This is a genomic window from Nonlabens antarcticus (genome assembly GCF_015356755.1).
In the GTDB taxonomy this organism is placed as follows: Bacteria; Bacteroidota; Bacteroidia; order Flavobacteriales; family Flavobacteriaceae; genus Nonlabens; species Nonlabens antarcticus.
In genome coordinates, this window is record NZ_JADFCO010000064.1 from 1 (window position 1) to 17934 (window position 17934).

The following is a 17934-nucleotide window of genomic DNA, read 5'->3' on the forward strand; positions in this document are numbered from 1 at the left end:
ATACAACAATTTTAGACCACACCTATCCAATCACATGCTCACACCACAACAGATGCATAAACAGAATAAACTCAAAAGAAAACAGTACAAATCAAAAAAGCTCAACGATGCTAGCATCGTTCAGCTTTAAGTAATAAATTTAATCCTTCAATAATCTGTATCGGTTATTTAGGACGAGACATTGTATATTTAATTGCCCCTAAAAATATCCCCCATGAAACAAATTATACTTTTTGTGCTTCTATTTGCAAGTTTTGCAGGTTTTGCACAAGTTACTAATGAGTTTGAACCCAGAAGCTGGTCGATGATTGAAAAGTCATCCGTACAGATGACTCCCGTGATCCTGCCAGCTGTGGATGTCGATGCATTAATTGAAGAAGACCAGGAAATCGCAAAAACAAAGTTTAATAAAGCATTGCGGGTAGGGGAAGATATTGAGGTAGATCTTGATCTATATAACTCTGGATCATGGACTACATTAAAGAATGGCGATCGTTTATGGCGTTTGAATGTAGTTGCCAAAGGCGCAAAGTTCACTAGAGCTATTTTTGATCTCTACAGTCTTCCGGAAGGAGCTGAAATGTACTTGTATAATAATGATAAATCAGACCGTATAGGTCCTTATACGTCAAATGAGAATCAAGAAGATGGTATATTAGGTTCCTGGATCATCGAAGGAGATAATTTGTGGATTGAATATTACGAGCCTGCAAGAGTAAAAGGATTGGGCCGCTTGAGTGTTTCTTCAATCACTTATGGATATATAGATTTATTTAAAAAAAATGATGGGTTTGCCAAGCTGAATGAATCTGGGTCTTGTAATGTGGATGTTTTGTGTAATCCTAACACGGGTTCTCCTGGGATTAAGGACTGGAGTACAGCTAGAGACAACCACATTAACTCAGTAGCGAGGATTTTAATCCCTAGGGGGAATCAAGCATTTTTATGCACTGGTTCTATCATCAATAGTACCGCCCAAAATGCAACTCCCTATTTTTTAACTGCAAATCACTGCCTCGATACTTTTGAAGGCGCAGGAAGTAGTTTTAACGCAAATAACTGGACTTTTGGCTTTCAGTGGTATGCAAACGATTCTGATAAAAGATGTGCCAGTTTTCAAGCAACAGGCGCGAGTAACCCTGTGCCAGTTAGGATTTTAACTGGTGCTCAATTGAAAGCTAACAATGACGATAGTGATGTCGCTTTATTTCTTTTAAACCAAAACCCTCCTCGAGCTTGGAATTTATACTACGCAGGTTGGGATAGAAGTGGTGCAATTCCAACGCAACAATTAGGAGTACACCATCCGAGAGGAGATATTATGAAAATATCTAGAAATGACCAAGCTGCTGATCTTACAACGATAGTCTTTAATGGTCAAAATCAAACACTGACATGGAAGGTTGCAGACTGGGATTACGGAGTTACTGAAGGAGGTTCTTCAGGAAGTTTTTTGTTAAACCAGGATGATCAGATAATTGGTCAATTAGCAGGAGGAGGTGCAGAATGTCTAGGTACTACTGATAATGGAGATCCAGATTTCTACGGCAGGTTCGATGTAAGCTGGAATAGCGGGTTGAATGCGTCTACTAGACTACGTGATTGGCTTGACCCAAGTGCTACCGGAGCAATAACTCAAAAAGGAGCATATTATCAAACGTTAAGCAGCGATGAAATCATTAAACCATCATTGGAAATAAAAATCTATCCTAATCCGTCTACTGGTTTATATATTATTGAAAGTGAACTACCTACGACCTACCAAGTATACAATTTGAATGGACAGTTAATGATCAATGGTTCTACAAGTGTGACCAGCGATCAACTAGACTTAACGCCAGTAGCAACCGGCTTATATTTTATAAAAATTACCGCTGGGAATCAAACTATTACCAGAAAGTTGGTAAAACAATAAACTACGGTTTAAACCTTATACGCGTCGCTAGATTCCTTAATTTTGCGACGCGTTTTTATGGAAAATTTGAAGGATACTAGAAAAGATATACGGTCATTAACTCTCGAGCATTTGCGCGACTATTTTGTCGAACAAGGGGAAAAAGCTTTTAGGGGCAACCAGATCTATGAATGGTTGTGGAAAAAGGGCGCGCACTCTTTTGATGATATGACAAACCTTTCCATGTCTACTCGTGAATTTCTGGAGGAGCATTTTGTTATCAATCATATACGTGTGGATGATATGCAGCGCAGTAGTGACGGAACGATTAAGAATGCTGTGAAATTACACGATGGATTGACAGTAGAATCTGTAATGATACCCACGCCTACAAGAACTACTGCTTGTGTTTCTTCTCAAGTGGGCTGTAGTTTGAATTGTGAGTTTTGTGCTACGGCACGATTAAAGCGCATGCGTAATTTAAACCCAGACGAGATTTATGATCAGGTAGTTGCTATTGATCAGCAAAGTAGGTCCTATTACAACAGACCACTTTCAAATGTGGTTTTTATGGGAATGGGAGAACCTCTTATGAATTACAATAATGTAATTAAATCCATCGAAAAAATCACGGGTAATGACGGTCTGGGAATGTCTCCTAAAAGAATTACCCTTTCTACAAGCGGTGTTCCTAAAATGATTAAGAAACTTGCAGACGATGGACCTAAATTCAATCTGGCACTTTCCCTACACAGTGCGATTGATGAGAAGAGAACAAAAATAATGCCTTTCAATGAACAGTTTCCTTTGGCAGATATAAAGGAAGCGCTTAAATACTGGTACGATACCACAGGCACGCGTGTGACTTATGAATATGTGGTATGGAAAGGCATCAATGACCAGATGGAAGATGTAGATGCACTCGTTAAATTTTGCAAAGTGATTCCTTGTAAGGTGAATATTATCGAGTACAACAGCATCGACGACGCTAGGTTTGAGCAAGCAGACCAGTCTGTCATTGATATGTATGAACACGAGCTTGAAAGAAATAGAATTGTTGTAAACATACGTCGCAGTCGTGGTAAGGATATTGATGCGGCTTGTGGGCAACTGGCAAATAAGTCTTCTCAATAATTATTTTCCGCTTACGCGAAAAGGATCTTACTCTTCATTAATTAAACTACTCTTGACCTTGTTATAATATTCAAGATGAAATAAAGATTGCTTTGAAGCGTTTTACCAACGCTCTAAAAATTCAGTCTAACCGGTATCGTATCGTGATACATTGAGCGCTTACTCTTATCTTTGAGATATGAAGATTGTAGAGCAGATCAAGCAGCCTATAGGATATGAAATGGAACTTTTTGAAGAGAAGTTTCGTTTATCGATGGCATCTCGCATTCCGCTGCTTAACAGAATCACCTATTTTATTGTCAACCGCAAAGGGAAGCAAATGCGCCCCATGTTTGTGTTTCTCGTTGCAAAAATGATAGGTAATGGTCAAGTGAATGATCGCACCTATCGCGGTGCTGCCGTTATTGAATTGATACACACTGCAACTTTAGTTCATGATGATGTTGTGGATGAAAGCTTCAAAAGACGTGGTTTCTTTTCGGTAAATTCCTTGTGGAAGAATAAGATCGCCGTTTTAGTAGGTGATTATTTATTGTCAAAAGGATTGTTACTCTCTATAGATAATAAGGATTTTGATCTCTTACAAATTATCAGTGTAGCAGTTCGCGAGATGAGTGAAGGGGAACTGCTACAAATTGAAAAGGCAAGACGTTTAGATATTACAGAAGAGGTCTATTATGACATTATTACAAAGAAAACTGCTACTCTAATTGCTGCTTGCTGCAGCTTAGGTGCTTGTGCGGTATCTCCTGAAAGTCCAGATGTGGAAAAGATGCTCAAATTCGGTGAGCTTATCGGTATTGCATTTCAGATCAAGGATGACTTATTTGATTATGGTAATCAAAGAATCGGCAAGCCGACTGGAATTGATATTAAAGAGCAAAAAATGACACTCCCTTTGATCTACACGCTTAATAATGTTTCAAATAAAGAGAAGCGGTGGGTAATTAATAGTGTAAAACGCCACAATCGTGATAAAAAAAGGGTTCGAGAAGTGATACAATTCGTCAAGGATAATGGAGGTCTTGATTATGCGGTAGCTGCGATGTATGATTACAAAAACAGGGCGTTAGAAATTTTAAATACTTATCCAGAATCAGAATATAAAAGGTCACTTCTAATGATGGTTGATTATGTAATCGATCGTGAGAAGTAAATATGCTTTGTAGAATTTCGCTTTCGCGAAAGCGAATGTTTCATCATAATTAAGACAAGAATTGTCAATCATTCAAGAGCAAAAAACTGACCTCTTTTGCACGTCGTAAGCCCTATTTTACCGATTATAACTCTGCTGAAATTAACGTCTTCTTGCGAGCCTAAAAAAAGTACCTTTGCAGCTGCAAAAGCAGGATTATGAGTATAGTAGCTATAGTAGGTCGTCCCAACACGGGAAAAAGCACCCTTTTTAACCGTTTAATCAGACGCCGTGAGGCGATAACCGACGCTAGGAGCGGTGTGACAAGAGATAGACATTATGGAAAAAGCGACTGGAATGGTCGTGAATTTTCAGTCATTGATACTGGTGGTTATGCTATAGGTAGTGATGATGTTTTTGAGGAAGAGATCGATAAGCAGGTAGAACTTGCCATCGATGAGGCTGACGTTATCTTATTCCTAGTCGATGCAGCAGATGGGATTACCCGGGAAGATGAGGATGTTGCAAATCTATTGCGCAAGATCAAAAAAACTGTTTTACTCGTTGTTAATAAGGTTGATAATCCTACAAGAGAGCAAGCAGCATATGAATTCTATAATTTAGGATTGGGCGATTATTATTCCATTTCCAGTATTAGCGGTAGTGGAACTGGTGACTTGCTAGATGCCGTGGTAGAAGCTTTGCCAGAACATGTGGAGGTTGAAGAAGAGGATCTACCTCGATTTGCTGTAGTAGGACGTCCTAATGCAGGAAAGTCTTCTTTCATCAATGCACTTATCGGACAAGAACGCTATATCGTTACTGACATTGCTGGAACGACAAGGGATTCTATGGATACCAAATACAGTCGTTTTGGTTTTGAATTCAATTTAGTTGATACCGCAGGAATTCGCCGTAAGAAAAAGGTAAAAGAAGACTTGGAGTTTTATAGCGTGATGCGCAGTGTACGTGCCATAGAACATTGTGATGTATGTCTTGTCGTGATGGATGCCACTCGTGGCTTTGATGGTCAGGTGCAGAACATATTCTGGCTGGCAGAGCGCAACCGTAAGGGAATTGTGATACTCGTAAATAAATGGGATCTTGTGGAAAAAGATACCAACTCCGCTCGAGATTATGAGGCAGAAATCCGTCGTGAGATGGAACCATTTACAGATGTTCCCATTGTATTTATATCGGTTTTGAACAAGCAACGTATTTTCAAAGCTATTGAGACGGCTGTAGAAGTTTACAAAAACCGAAGCAAGAAAATTAAGACCAGTAAATTAAATGAGATCATGTTGCCTATTATTGAGCACACGCCACCGCCATCGCTTAAAGGTAAGTTTGTCAAGATCAAGTTTATTACACAGTTGCCTACATCACAGCCACAGTTTGCTTTTTTCTGTAATTTGCCACAATATGTACGTGATCCTTACAAGCGCTTTTTAGAAAATAAATTACGAGAGAATTTTGACTTTAACGGAGTTCCCGTGAGCGTTTACATGAGGAAAAAGTAATAGATCAATATTTTAAACGTTTTTATTATAGACTAAAAGATTATGAAAAGGATTTTATTCATGGGTATGCTTTTTTTAACGAGCACTACCGTTTTTGCACAACAATTCAACATTACAGGAACCGTGGTGGACTCCTTAACTAAGCAAAAACTACTGAGTACGACTGTTTTCTTAGAATCTGCTCAGGACTCGACTTTAGTCACCTATTCAATCACAGATATTGAAGGTAATTTTACATTAACGGGAAATACTAATTATGAGATTCTGAATTTCTTTACGTCGTTTCAAGGATATAAAGAAATTACTCAAACCATTGATCTTTCAAAGGAGCGCAACTTTGACATGGGTACCATTTTACTGAGTAGTGATATTGAATCATTAGGGGATGTTGTGGTCAAAGCTCGAAAAGCACCGATCACGGTCAAAAAAGACACCCTTGAATTTAATGCAAAATCTTTTAATACTCAGGCAGATGCAACGCTAGAAGATGTTATCAAACAGCTACCAGGAGTTGAACTGGACAAGGAAGGTAAGATAACCGTGAATGGTAAAGAGGTCACTAAAATTCTAGTAAACGGGAAAGAATTCTTTGGTGATGATCCACAAATTGCTTTAAAAAATCTTCCTAAAGATATAATTGACAAAATTCAGGTAACCGAATCAAAAACCGAAGAGCAAAAGCAATCTGGAGATTCTGGAGATGATAATGCGAGTGAGATTAATATCACTATTGATAAAGATAAGAACAAAGGAATTTTCTCTAGACTTACCGCTGGTGGTGGTACGGACGATCGATATTCTTTAAGCGGTATCGTGAACTACTTTAATGAAGAGTTTAGAGTTAGTGTTTTGGGAAGTAGCAATAACATTAACAGTCCTGGTTTTTCTTTTGATGAGATCTACGATGCAATGGGAAGAAGTGCGTACTCCGTGAGCCGCAGTTCCGGTGGAAGTTTTGGAATTAACGGTCTCAACTTTGGTGGCGGTGGTGGAATCACGAGCAGTAGATCAGCTGGACTTAATGTGACTAATGAATTTAGTGAAAAGCTGGAAACTGATGGAAATTACTTCTACGGTAAATCTGATAATATCTCAGAAAGTAATTCAAGAAGAACCACTTTTCTACCAGACCGTACCTTTACTACAGAAAGTGCTAACCGCAGTAATAGCCTGGGTGATAATCATAGATTTGGAGCTAGGATAACTATCAAGCCAGATACTTTAACTACTATTTATTTTAGACCTAGTGGTACGATCTCAGATAATACTGGATTTAGCGACCGATTTTCTGAATCTTCAGATGAGCAGGGAAATGTTATCAACGATGTTACTACATCAAACCAGAATACGTCAGACAATCGAAGTTTATCTGCTAACCTATATGTGAGTCGCAGGTTAAAGACAAAAGGAAGTTATCTAAGTATTTCTGCGGAGGTTTCTGATAATAAGAGTGACTCTGAAAATTTGTTTAACTCGGTTAGAAACACGTTTGGGAACAATAATACTAGTGAGGTACAAGACCAACTTATTGAGCAAAATACCCAGAATACAGAGTATAGCTTGAATCCAACTTACCGTCAAGCTTTTAGTGAAGCCTGGCGTGCAAAAATTGAATATAATTATATCAACAGGGACCAAACCAGCAACCGTAGTGTTTTTGATCTGAACGTAGGTGGTGGTCAGAATGCTTTTGATCCTTCTTTGAGCAACGATTTTAATGTATTAAGTGAGCAACACCGTCCAGAATTAGGAGTGGAATATGAAAAAAACGATCTACGGGTAGAATTAGGAACCGGTTATATCTATCAAACTCTCGAGAGCAAGGATGTTTTGCAACAATCTAGTTTTGATAAGGATTTTAATAATATCTATTTGCGTGCAAACATTCGTCAGAAATTAGGAAAATTTGGTCGTATGTCCTTAAGTTACCGCAATGGTGTTGATGTTCCTAGCGTTCGACAATTGCAACCAGTAGCAGACCGTACAGACCCTACAAATATTGTCGTGGGTAATCCAGACCTTAACGCCACAGTAAACCACAATATTTCTGTGAACCTGAGCAACTATAATTGGGAAACAAATCAAGGTTTTTTTATGGGTGGTAGACTAACCTTCAATCAAGATGATGTTACCGCTATAACAACGACCGATGAGAATTTGATACGTACCACTAGCTATACAAACGTTGATGGCAATAGAAATGGTTATGTGTATGCAGATTATAACAAATCCTGGAAAAAAGACAACCGTGAAATAGGTGGTGGACTTTCCTTGAACGGGAACTACAACCGTAATTTTGGTTTTACTAATGGGGCAATGTTTGAAAGTGTGGCGACCACCATCACTCCAGGAGCAGAGTTTGAATATTCCATAGTGGACCTATTTGATATAGATATAGAATACAGTCTCAACCTGAATAACACGGCTTATGATATTTCTTCCATCGAGGATCAAGAATTTGTAAATCACAATCTTTCCATTGACCTCACGTCCTACTGGCCTAAGAACATTACTACCGGTTTGCGTGGAGAGTATAACCGTTATGGCAATGTATCTCCAGAATTTGACAACGATAGTTTTGTGCTCATCGGTAGTCTGGGGTATAAATTTGCAGGAGATAAAGCGATCGTTAAAGTAACGGCCTATGATATTCTTGACCAGGTGATTAGCACGAGGCGTGTGGCTACACAAGATTACGTTCTTGATACCAGTAGCTTAGTTTTACAACAATATTTCATGGCTAGTTTTACCTATAAGTTTTCAAGATTCGGTGGTAAGGATCCTAATAATAATAGAAGAGGCTAAGATCTTTATGACGAGTTAGCTTTCGCGAAAGCGAACTCGTTTAAACTCTTTTAGGAACGATAATTTTAGCAACGACCATTTTAATTCACACATTTTACTAAAATCAGTCATAGAAAACTCTAGGTAGGATTCCATCGTATATCTTATCATAACTGACTTATTTATATTCTTCCCAACTATTTTGTCGACTTGTTTTGACTTACTATACTTGTAAGCTTAGGACATTGTAAAATGAATATGCAATTGTCCTTTAAATCTTTCTTCCCTTGATTAATAGTCCTGTCATCAAAGTAATTATTCCAGCCTTTAATGAGGCAGACTCTATAGGTTTAGTAATTAATGATCTTCCTGATATTGTGACTGAAGTTATTGTTATAAGCAATAACTCTACTGATGACACCGTAAAAAATGCTACAGCCTCTGGTGCAACCGTTTTAGAAGAGCCTAGACGTGGCTATGGATTTGCTTGTCTTAAGGGATTAAGATATATAGCAGACAGTAAAGCAAAGCCAGATATTGTAGTATTTGTTGATGGAGATTATAGTGATTATCCAGAACAACTCACAGATATTATTAAACCGATTATAAACGATAACATCGACTTGGTCATAGGTGCAAGAGATAAGAGGCTCAGGGAAACTGGGTCCATGACCGGACCACAGATATTTGGGAACTGGCTTGCTACATCACTGATGTCATTATTTTTCAGCTCGCGGTTTACAGATTTAGGGCCTTTTAGAGCCATTAAGTATGAAAAGTTACTAGCGCTTCACATGGAAGATCAAACCTATGGATGGACAGTAGAAATGCAACTTAAAGCACTTAAGAAAAATTACTCTTATGTAGAGGTGCCCGTCAAATACCGTAATAGAATAGGCGTATCCAAGGTTTCTGGAACTTTGAAAGGGGCTATATTTGCAGGTGTAAAAATCTTAACATGGATCTTCAAATACGGGCTTAAAAAATGATTCTCGAGTGGATTTGTATTATTATATACTCAGCATCATTAGTAATGATTTTGTTTTATGCATTATCACAGCTCAACTTGCTGGTTAATTACCTGAAGGCTCATAAGGAAACCGCCGTAGAAATTGACCCTGTTTTCTTAAACCCTGATCAACTACCCTTTGTTACTATACAACTTCCTGTGTATAATGAATTGTACGTCATGAAGCGGCTATTGCAAAATATTGCGTTGATTGACTACCCTAAAAATAAATTAGAAATTCAGGTTCTGGATGATAGCACAGACGAATCTCTCGAAATCACCTCTAACGAGATTGATAAATTACAGATTTTGGGATTTGATATTGAGCATATTATGCGTGTGGACCGTGACGGTTATAAAGCTGGAGCGCTCAAAGAAGGATTGAAAACTGCCAAAGGGGAGTTCATAGCCATATTTGATGCTGACTTTCTTCCTGATCCAGACTGGCTTCATAAAACCGTAGGGTATTTTCAGGATCCTGAAATAGGAGTGGTTCAAACACGATGGTCACACCTTAATCGTGATTACAGTATTCTAACACAAGTCCAAGCGTTTGCACTAGACGCTCACTTTACACTGGAGCAGGTAGGTCGCAATTCTAAAGGACATTTTATCAACTTCAATGGCACTGCTGGAATCTGGCGCAAACAAACCATTTACGATGCTGGTAACTGGCAAGGCGACACCTTGACGGAAGATCTAGATTTGAGTTATCGTGCCCAGCTTAAAAACTGGAAATTCAAATATCTAGAAAACGTTACCACACCTGCAGAACTCCCTATCGTTATCAGCGCCGCCCGCACACAGCAATTTCGATGGAATAAAGGCGGTGCAGAGAATTTTCAGAAAATGTTCAAGCGTGTTTTGAGCAGCGATCATTTGTCTTTCAAAACTAAATTTCACGGGATATTACACCTATTGAATAGCACCATGTTTTTAAATGTACTCATAGTGGCCGTATTAAGTATCCCTATGCTTTATATTAAAAATGAGTACGAACACCTAAAGGTCTACTTCATTGTCATGAGTTTTTTTGTGATTAGCACCGTGATATTTTTCATCTGTTATTGGTTTATGTACCGTAATATTTATGGTGGTGGTTTTAAGAAGTTTATTAGATACATAGGAATGTTTTTCGCATTTTTTTCCATCGCTATGGGTTTTTCCTTACATAATTCCATTGCTGTAATAGAAGGTCATTTTGGGAAACGTAGCGAGTTTGTTCGCACGCCTAAATTTAATCTCTCAACCATCGGTAGCAATTGGAAAACAAATATCTATCTCAGAAAAAACATGAGTCCACATGTGATAGTTGAAGGATTACTCACCTTATACTTTATTTTCGGCATGTACTCTGCATTTATAGTGGGCAATCAGGGTGGCGATTTTGGACTATTTCCGTTTCATTTAATGCTTGCATTAGGGTTCGGTTTTGTATTCATCCGTAGTTTAACCGACAAGCAGTAGATGAAGTCGCGTTTACAGAATGGCTTTGGAATATTATTGATTCTTAGTTTTTTTTGTTACGCTATATTTAGTTCGCTTTCGCGAAAGCAGTTTTCTGATAGCCTTATTTGCTATGCAGGATTATTTGTGCTCTTTTTTGGATTTTACTGGATCTCAAAAAAAGCCGAAGCTAAAAACCTCTCCTTATTTCCAGCTTATCTAGGAAAATGGTTGCGGCAACCCTCGTATATAATAGCCTGGTTTTTTGCAGGAATCGCGCTGCGGCTCGTATTTTTATGGGATACTCCTAATTTGTCTCAGGATTTCTTTAGGTTCATTTGGGATGGGCATCTACTTCTCAATGGCTTGAATCCGTATCTCTATTTACCTGATGATATCATCAAATCAACTGCCGACTTCATTCCAAATGCTACATTTTTACATGCATCAATGGGCGAGCTATCTAGCGGTCATTACACGAATTACCCACCTCTCAACCAACTTTTCTTTGCTGTTGCGGCTTATTTAGGTGGTGAAAGCATGCTTGCTAGTGTTATCTGGATGCGGTTGTTTATAATATGTTTTGATATTCTAATATTCATATATGGACTTAAGTTATTGGGATTATTAGGAAAACCAGATTACTTGATGCTTTTATACTTTTTGAATCCTTTTATTATTATTGAATTAACCGGAAACCTACACTGGGAAGGCGTGATGGCTTGCTTGATGCTGATGGGAGTTTACTATTTCATAAGCTATGACCGCATCAAAAGTCCCATCTTTTTGGGTTTTGGAATCTTGTTAAAACTGCTTCCTTTGATGATTTTACCATTGTTAATCAAAGGAATGCGCTGGAAAAAGGCCGTATGGTATTTTTTAATATTGACAGCAACGGTCTCTTTGGGTTTTGCACCTTTTATATCGCAACAGCTGATCTCAAATTACAGTTCTTCCGTAGGACTATGGTTTGGAACTTTTGAATTTAATGCCAGTATTTACTACCTGATTCGATATATCGGTTTTGAGATTACTGGTTACAATATCATAGGCATTGTTGGCAAGATCCTACCGTTAGTAACGTTTATGGTTATTTTATTGTTCGCCGCCATTAGAAAAAACCAATTTCCAGAAATTCTGCTGGGAAGTATTCTGTTTTCGTTCACGGTATATATAATGCTTTCCACCACCGTCCATCCCTGGTATTTGACCATTCCATTATTGTTTTCCATATTCACCAGATATAGATATATGGTGCTATGGAGTGCCTTAGTATTTTTGAGTTATTCTGCTTATTCAAATCTAGATTTTCAAGAAAATTTGTGGTTGATAGGTATAGAATATGCTTTAGTTTTAGGGTTCCTCATTTATGAACTCACAAAAAATTCTAATTATCTAGTACAACCACCACACGCAGATTAGTTTTTATGTAGCTGAAAATTAGTAGATTGTCACGATTGTCCTATAAGTGTCGCATATAAGTCGATCTGATTATTGATATTTAAGGATTGGCTCCAGCTACATTTGGACTAACAAATAATTCAAGATCATGGAATCCATAGCCGCCAAAATAAAGCAAGCTCGCATCAAGAAGGGAATGTCTCAAGAAGAGCTCGCAGAAGGTTCCCAGATAAGTCTGCGCACCGTTCAACGCATCGAGAGCGGTCAAAATGAACCACGAGGCAAAACATTACAGCTCATTTGCGAAACCTTGCAAATCAATATTGAGGATTTGTTGGATTATGGAAAGCATGAAGACCGGCAGTTCTTAATGTTCTTTCATTTGTCGGTTATTACGGGTGCTTTTATTCCCGTCGGAAACATCATTTTGCCATTGGTATTATGGATGACTAAGAAAGATAAAATTGTTGGGTTACATAGAATTGGAGCAAAACTTTTAAACTTTCAATTGGTGTGGACATTTTTTGCATATGCAACACCAATTTTATTTAGCATTTTTATCTCAGGACCTCTAATTAATATTGACTTTGACCCTGTTACCGTAACTCTACTTCAAATATTTGGGCTGAGTACAATCAATTACTTGTTTGCTATCCTTTTTGGGATCCAAAACTATCGCGGTAAACAAATAACCTATCCCAGTATTATTCCTATGATCAGATAACTCTTCTGGGTTATGAGAAATTAAAAAAACTGCTTTAAGATTATTACTCAAAGCAGTTTGATAATTTTTGGCCTCACTTAAATTACAAAGGTTCTACCGATTCTATCAATTCAAACTCTAATTCACCACTATCACTCAGTTGGTATTTATATAGACTTCTACCTAATATATGTCCATCTTCATAGTCAGCGATCAGCCATTCTGCTCCCAATAGCTGAACACGAACGAAATGCATCTTACCACCAAGAACTGCTTCTAATGGGATCAACTCTGGTCTGGAACGAAGTGTTTTCTCAATAAATTCTTCTGGACTATCAATGTTGTGTTTCTCGAATTGCTTACCATGAAATGCCTTGTTAAACCAGTAATTTGACTCTGGAGTTTGCGTGCTCAATACATTTAATAATGAATCGTATCGTACCTCCAAGGCTTGTTGTTGAAATACCTGGTTATTCTCTTCCGATTTATCTTTTGGGGTTTCCGTGCAACTAGAGATGAAAAATAAAATTGAAATTAACACTATTGCTTTGTTCATCTGAATAGAAATTATGTAAAGCTGCCGCAAGATCTCTTGAGGCAGCCTTTGAATTTTGTGAGTTGATAAACCCTTAATTATTTAAGTTTTTTCTTTTTAACACTATACAAGTCGGTACGACGATCTTTAATGTTTTTAACCGCACCATAATTATGCAGTTCTTTTAATAAATCAAGATCCACATCTGCCACCAGGATCATCTCAGTATTAGGCGTTGCTTCTGCTTTGACTCCGTTTGCTGGGAAAGCAAAATCACAAGGTGTAAACACGGCACTCTGGGCATAAGAAATGTCCATATTTTCCACGGCAGGTAAATTTCCAACGCTACCAGCAATAGCTACATAACATTCATTCTCGACCGCTCGAGCCTGACAACACAAGCGAACTCGTGCATATGCATTCTGTGTGTCTGTTAAGAAGGGAACAAATAGAATTTGCATTCCATCTTCCATCATAATTCGACTAAGTTCAGGGAACTCGCTGTCATAACAAATCAGGATGCCTATTTTCCCGCAATCGGTGTCAAAAGTTTGAATTTTGTTTCCACCCTTTAGTCCCCAGACTTTCTCCTCGTCAGGTGTAACATGGATTTTTTCATAGCGTTCTATAGTTCCATCACGCCTGCAAAGGTTTCCAATATTATATAGCTGCCCATCAATAATTTCAGGCATAGAACCCGTAATAATATTGATGTTGTACTTTATGCTCAACTCAGAAAACCGCTCGCGTATCATCACGGTATATTTAGCAAGCTCTCGTATGGCATCACTGACGCTGTGGTCATTATATGCCGCCATTAAAGGCGCATTAAAGTATTCTGGAAAGAGGGCAAAATCAGATCTATAGGCGGCTAGTGCATCAACAAAGTATTCTACTTGTTGCATGAGTTCCTCAAAACCAGAATAGGGACGCATTTGCCACTGGATCAAGCCTAATCTTACCGTACTCTTTACCGTTTTTGTGTCGTCAGCCTTAAGCGGTGCGGTATAATAGATATTATCCCATTCTAATAAAACGGCATACTGTTTAGAAGCAGCATCTTCTTCAAGATAATTTTTAAGTACTCGTGAGACGTGGAAATCATTGCTCAGTTGAAAGTTCAAGACAGGGTCATTGATCTCTTTCATGCGTACTTTCTCAATGTACTGTTTAGGAGTTAAATCCTTTGAGTGGTTGTGATATCCAGGAATTCTACCGCCAAAAGCGATTCCTCTTAAATTGAGGTTCTCGCACAATTCCTTACGATAGTCGTACAAACGCCTTCCTAATCGCATCCCTCGATACTGTGGTTTTATAAAGACCTCAATTCCATAGAGAACATCACCATCTGCATCGTGTGTTCCAAATTCATAACTACCAGTTACTTGTTCATAGGTGTATTGTCCTCTAAAATCATCGTAATTCACGATAATAGTAAGCGCACAAGCCACGATTTCTTCATTGACTTTGAGTACTACTTGCCCTTCAGGAAATTTCTTTACTAAGGTTTTTATTTGTTCTTTATCCCATATAGAATCAGGTAGGTTTGAATAGGAATCGATCATGGCATGTCTCAGCTCATTATAATCGCTTACCTGTAAAAATTCCAGATTTAAATTATCAATTTTATCCATCGGTACCGTACTCATATTCTAGTGTTGTCTTGTTATTGTCGTTGAACCTAATATAGGATAAGAGGTCTTCATGTTTTATTGTAATGCTGTTAATTTTAGCACTTAAAAAACCTGTAATCCACTTTGAAGTGGCTTACAGGTAATTGTTATGATATTTAATATGATGCTGGTACTCTTAAATAACAGCTTTGCGTCGCAATACTGCTCTCAAGTTTATCGCCTTGAATCAGATCGATTATGTGTAGTTATGCCTTTGAAGTCAACATAATGATTACAATCGCTTGTGCATGAAAAAGAAAGTGTTTTCCACGCAGTACCGTACAAACTCTCTAACGTCGCACCATTGTCCGTAGGAACGATTCTGAATTTGAATTCCGGCAAATCGTCGCTCAGATTGATTTCTTCGTTAGACTCGTCAGCCATACCATAAGCATTGATAACCTGAGATCGATTGTTGTTTTTAGTCCAAGATAGCTCTGTCCAGGCACATCCTTCTGTACATTCCAGTTTTACAGTACCATTATTTACTTCTAGGATGCTAATTTTAAAATTCTCAGATACTTTATCTTTTCCTTTGGTAGAGCCACAGGAAGCAAGAACAACTCCCATCAATAATGTCAAAAATATATTTCTCATAATAGATGTTTTATAAATAGTTTGGATAATACCGATATGCTTTAAAGTTAATCATTTCGCTCGATGACTTAATGCTTGTCGTTTTTACTAGATATACTTATACAGCATAAAGACCATTACCTTTTTTATCAGGTGCTAGCCTAGTTTACATTTCCAGTAAGTAAGCAAAGATCAATGGAGCAACAATTGTCGCATCACTTTCTACAATAAATTTAGGGGTGTCAATATCTAATTTACCCCAAGTAATTTTCTCATTAGGTACAGCTCCCGAGTAACTCCCATAACTGGTCGTAGAATCAGAAATCTGACAGAAATAACTCCAGAATGGCGTGTCAGTGCGTTCCATATCTTGATACAACATAGGTACAACACAGATGGGGAAATCTCCCGCAATTCCTCCACCTATTTGGAAGAACCCTATACCGTTCTTGCTGTTGTCTGTGTACCAGTCTGCGAGATAAGTCATGTATTCGATCCCACTTTTTACGGTGCTCGCTTTGAGCTCGCCTTTCAAGACATAGCTGGCAAAAATATTTCCCATCGTACTGTCTTCCCATCCAGGAACAACCATCGGCAAGTTTGCTTTGGCAGCGGCATACATCCACGAGTTCTCAATCGGGATCTCATAGTGCTCTTCCAGGACGCCACTCAATAATAATTTATACATGTATTCATGCGGGAAATAACGCTCGCCTTTCGCTTCTGCATCTTTCCATATTTTTACGATATGCTCTTGTATTCTTCTAAAAGCTTCCTCTTCTGGAATACACGTGTCCGTCACCCGGTTCAGTCCTTTTTCCAGTAATGCATATTCATCTTGCGGCGTCAGATCACGATAGTTAGGAACTCTTTTATAATGAGAATGCGCCACAAGGTTCATGACATCTTCCTCTAGGTTTGCACCGGTACAGGAAATGATCTGTAATTTATCTTTACGAATCATTTCGGCAAAAATCTTACCGATTTCTGCGGTACTCATAGCTCCAGCTAGGGAAACCAGCATTTTGGAACCTTTATTCAATTGATCCTCGTACCCTTTGGCGGCATCCACTAGGGCAGCGCTGTTAAAGTGTAGGAAGTATTTTTCTATAAATTCTGTAATCGGCTTACTCATAGTTTTGATTTAAAAGGACTAATCCTCATTTATGTTCTTCATTTTCTTCAATCCCGCTTTCGCGAAAGCGTTTTCAGCATCATATCCAGCCTCACCTTCCAGGGCAATATCTTTAAACTTGTAGCTCAACATTTTATAATACAATTTTGCCGCAAGGAAATCAGACGCCTTCTCATTAGGGTTGGGGCACAATTCAACAATGTCAAATCCTACCACATTCTTCTCTTCAAAAACACCTTTTAGAAATTCTAATGTCTCATACCAGAATAAACCTCCTGGCTCCGGAGTCCCAGTAGATGGACAAATTGAAGGGTCAAAACCGTCCAAGTCTATGGTGATAAACACGTTGTCCGTCAAGGCTTCTGTAGCTTTTTCCTGCCAGTAATCATCTTGCGCCATATCGTGCGCATAAAAAGTCTTTTCATCCTCATTGATTCCCAACTCTGCACTGTCCATGCTACGAATACCTACCTGTATCAGATTTGTAGTTTGACTGGCCTCATAAACGGCACAGGCATGGTTACAGGAACTGCCGTCGTATTCTTTTCTCAAATCTGCATGCGCATCAATTTGCAGCACGCTCAAGTTTTCAAACATTTCATTAAAAGCACGTATGCTTCCTATAGAAATAGAATGTTCCCCCCCAAAAAGGGTTACGAACTTATTCTTCTTGATATATTTTTTAGTGATTGCGTGAACAGCATCTACCATCGCTTCTGGCGAACTATTTTCTGTTACAGCATTTGCTAAAAATACACCGTGTTGGTAAACTTCTGTATCGGTTTCAATATCGTATAATTCCATGTTGCGACTCGCGTCCAGGAATGCATCAGGACCTTTGTCTGCTCCTTTTTGCCAGGTGCTGGTTCCATCATAGGGAACCGGAATAAGAACAATGGAGGCTTTGTCTAATCCAGCATATTCATCTTCAATGCCGGCATAATTTTTAGTGCTCATGAGAAAATAGTTAAAATCAAGGAATAAATATA

At 38.4% G+C, this 17934-nt stretch carries 14 protein-coding genes; 9 read left to right on the forward strand and 5 right to left on the reverse strand.

What is annotated here, in order from left to right:
• Positions 1-214: 214 nt before the first annotated feature.
• The 9 genes from IQ282_RS06045 (at position 215) to IQ282_RS06085 (ending at position 13047) form a co-directional block, all read left to right on the forward strand.
• Entirely contained in the window at positions 215-1915 is a 1701-nt protein-coding gene (locus IQ282_RS06045) for a T9SS type A sorting domain-containing protein (protein ID WP_194850960.1), read from the forward strand.
• A gap of 57 nt (positions 1916-1972) precedes the next feature.
• Complete coding sequence (rlmN, locus tag IQ282_RS06050; RefSeq protein WP_394355195.1) at positions 1973-3028, forward strand: 23S rRNA (adenine(2503)-C(2))-methyltransferase RlmN; 1056 nt, start codon at positions 1973-1975, stop codon at positions 3026-3028.
• A 178-nt stretch (positions 3029-3206) separates the two neighbouring features.
• Positions 3207-4184, forward strand: a complete 978-nt coding sequence (locus IQ282_RS06055) for a polyprenyl synthetase family protein (protein WP_194850961.1) — start codon at positions 3207-3209, stop codon at positions 4182-4184.
• 194 nt (positions 4185-4378) lie between these two features.
• A complete protein-coding gene (gene der, locus IQ282_RS06060; protein WP_194851325.1) occupies positions 4379-5683 on the forward strand; it encodes a ribosome biogenesis GTPase Der in 1305 nt (434 codons plus the stop codon).
• Between the two features lie 42 nt (positions 5684-5725).
• Positions 5726-8488 carry an outer membrane beta-barrel protein gene (locus tag IQ282_RS06065; protein ID WP_194850962.1) on the forward strand — a complete coding sequence of 921 codons (2763 nt, stop codon included), beginning with the start codon at positions 5726-5728 and terminating at the stop codon, positions 8486-8488.
• Positions 8489-8754: 266 nt separating this feature from the next.
• Positions 8755-9456, forward strand: a complete 702-nt coding sequence (locus IQ282_RS06070; protein WP_194850963.1) for a glycosyltransferase family 2 protein — start codon at positions 8755-8757, stop codon at positions 9454-9456.
• On the forward strand, positions 9453-10943 hold the full coding sequence (locus IQ282_RS06075; protein ID WP_194850964.1) for a cellulose synthase family protein: 1491 nt from the start codon (positions 9453-9455) through the stop codon (positions 10941-10943). Before IQ282_RS06070 ends, IQ282_RS06075 begins: the two co-directional genes overlap by 4 nt.
• Positions 10944-12344: a hypothetical protein gene (locus IQ282_RS06080; protein WP_194850965.1), complete on the forward strand. Its 1401-nt coding sequence runs from the start codon at positions 10944-10946 to the stop codon at positions 12342-12344.
• A 127-nt stretch (positions 12345-12471) separates the two neighbouring features.
• Complete coding sequence (locus tag IQ282_RS06085; protein WP_194850966.1) at positions 12472-13047, forward strand: helix-turn-helix domain-containing protein; 576 nt, start codon at positions 12472-12474, stop codon at positions 13045-13047.
• Positions 13048-13129: 82 nt separating this feature from the next.
• On the opposite strand, the gene IQ282_RS06090 is transcribed toward IQ282_RS06085, so the two are convergent.
• From IQ282_RS06090 to speB, 5 genes are all read right to left on the reverse strand, one after another.
• Complete coding sequence (locus IQ282_RS06090; protein WP_194850967.1) at positions 13130-13582, reverse strand: hypothetical protein; 453 nt, start codon at positions 13580-13582, stop codon at positions 13130-13132.
• A 77-nt stretch (positions 13583-13659) separates the two neighbouring features.
• Positions 13660-15210: a bifunctional GNAT family N-acetyltransferase/carbon-nitrogen hydrolase family protein gene (locus tag IQ282_RS06095; protein ID WP_194850968.1), complete on the reverse strand. Its 1551-nt coding sequence runs from the start codon at positions 15208-15210 to the stop codon at positions 13660-13662.
• 198 nt (positions 15211-15408) lie between these two features.
• Positions 15409-15831 (reverse strand): hypothetical protein, encoded by a 423-nt coding sequence (locus tag IQ282_RS06100; RefSeq protein ID WP_194850969.1) that lies wholly within the window; start codon positions 15829-15831, stop codon positions 15409-15411.
• Between the two features lie 145 nt (positions 15832-15976).
• Positions 15977-16945, reverse strand: coding sequence for a deoxyhypusine synthase family protein (locus tag IQ282_RS06105; RefSeq protein WP_194850970.1), 969 nt, complete (start codon positions 16943-16945; stop codon positions 15977-15979).
• Positions 16946-16963: 18 nt separating this feature from the next.
• Positions 16964-17902 carry an agmatinase gene (gene speB, locus IQ282_RS06110; RefSeq protein ID WP_194850971.1) on the reverse strand — a complete coding sequence of 313 codons (939 nt, stop codon included), beginning with the start codon at positions 17900-17902 and terminating at the stop codon, positions 16964-16966.
• Positions 17903-17934: the final 32 nt, after the last annotated feature.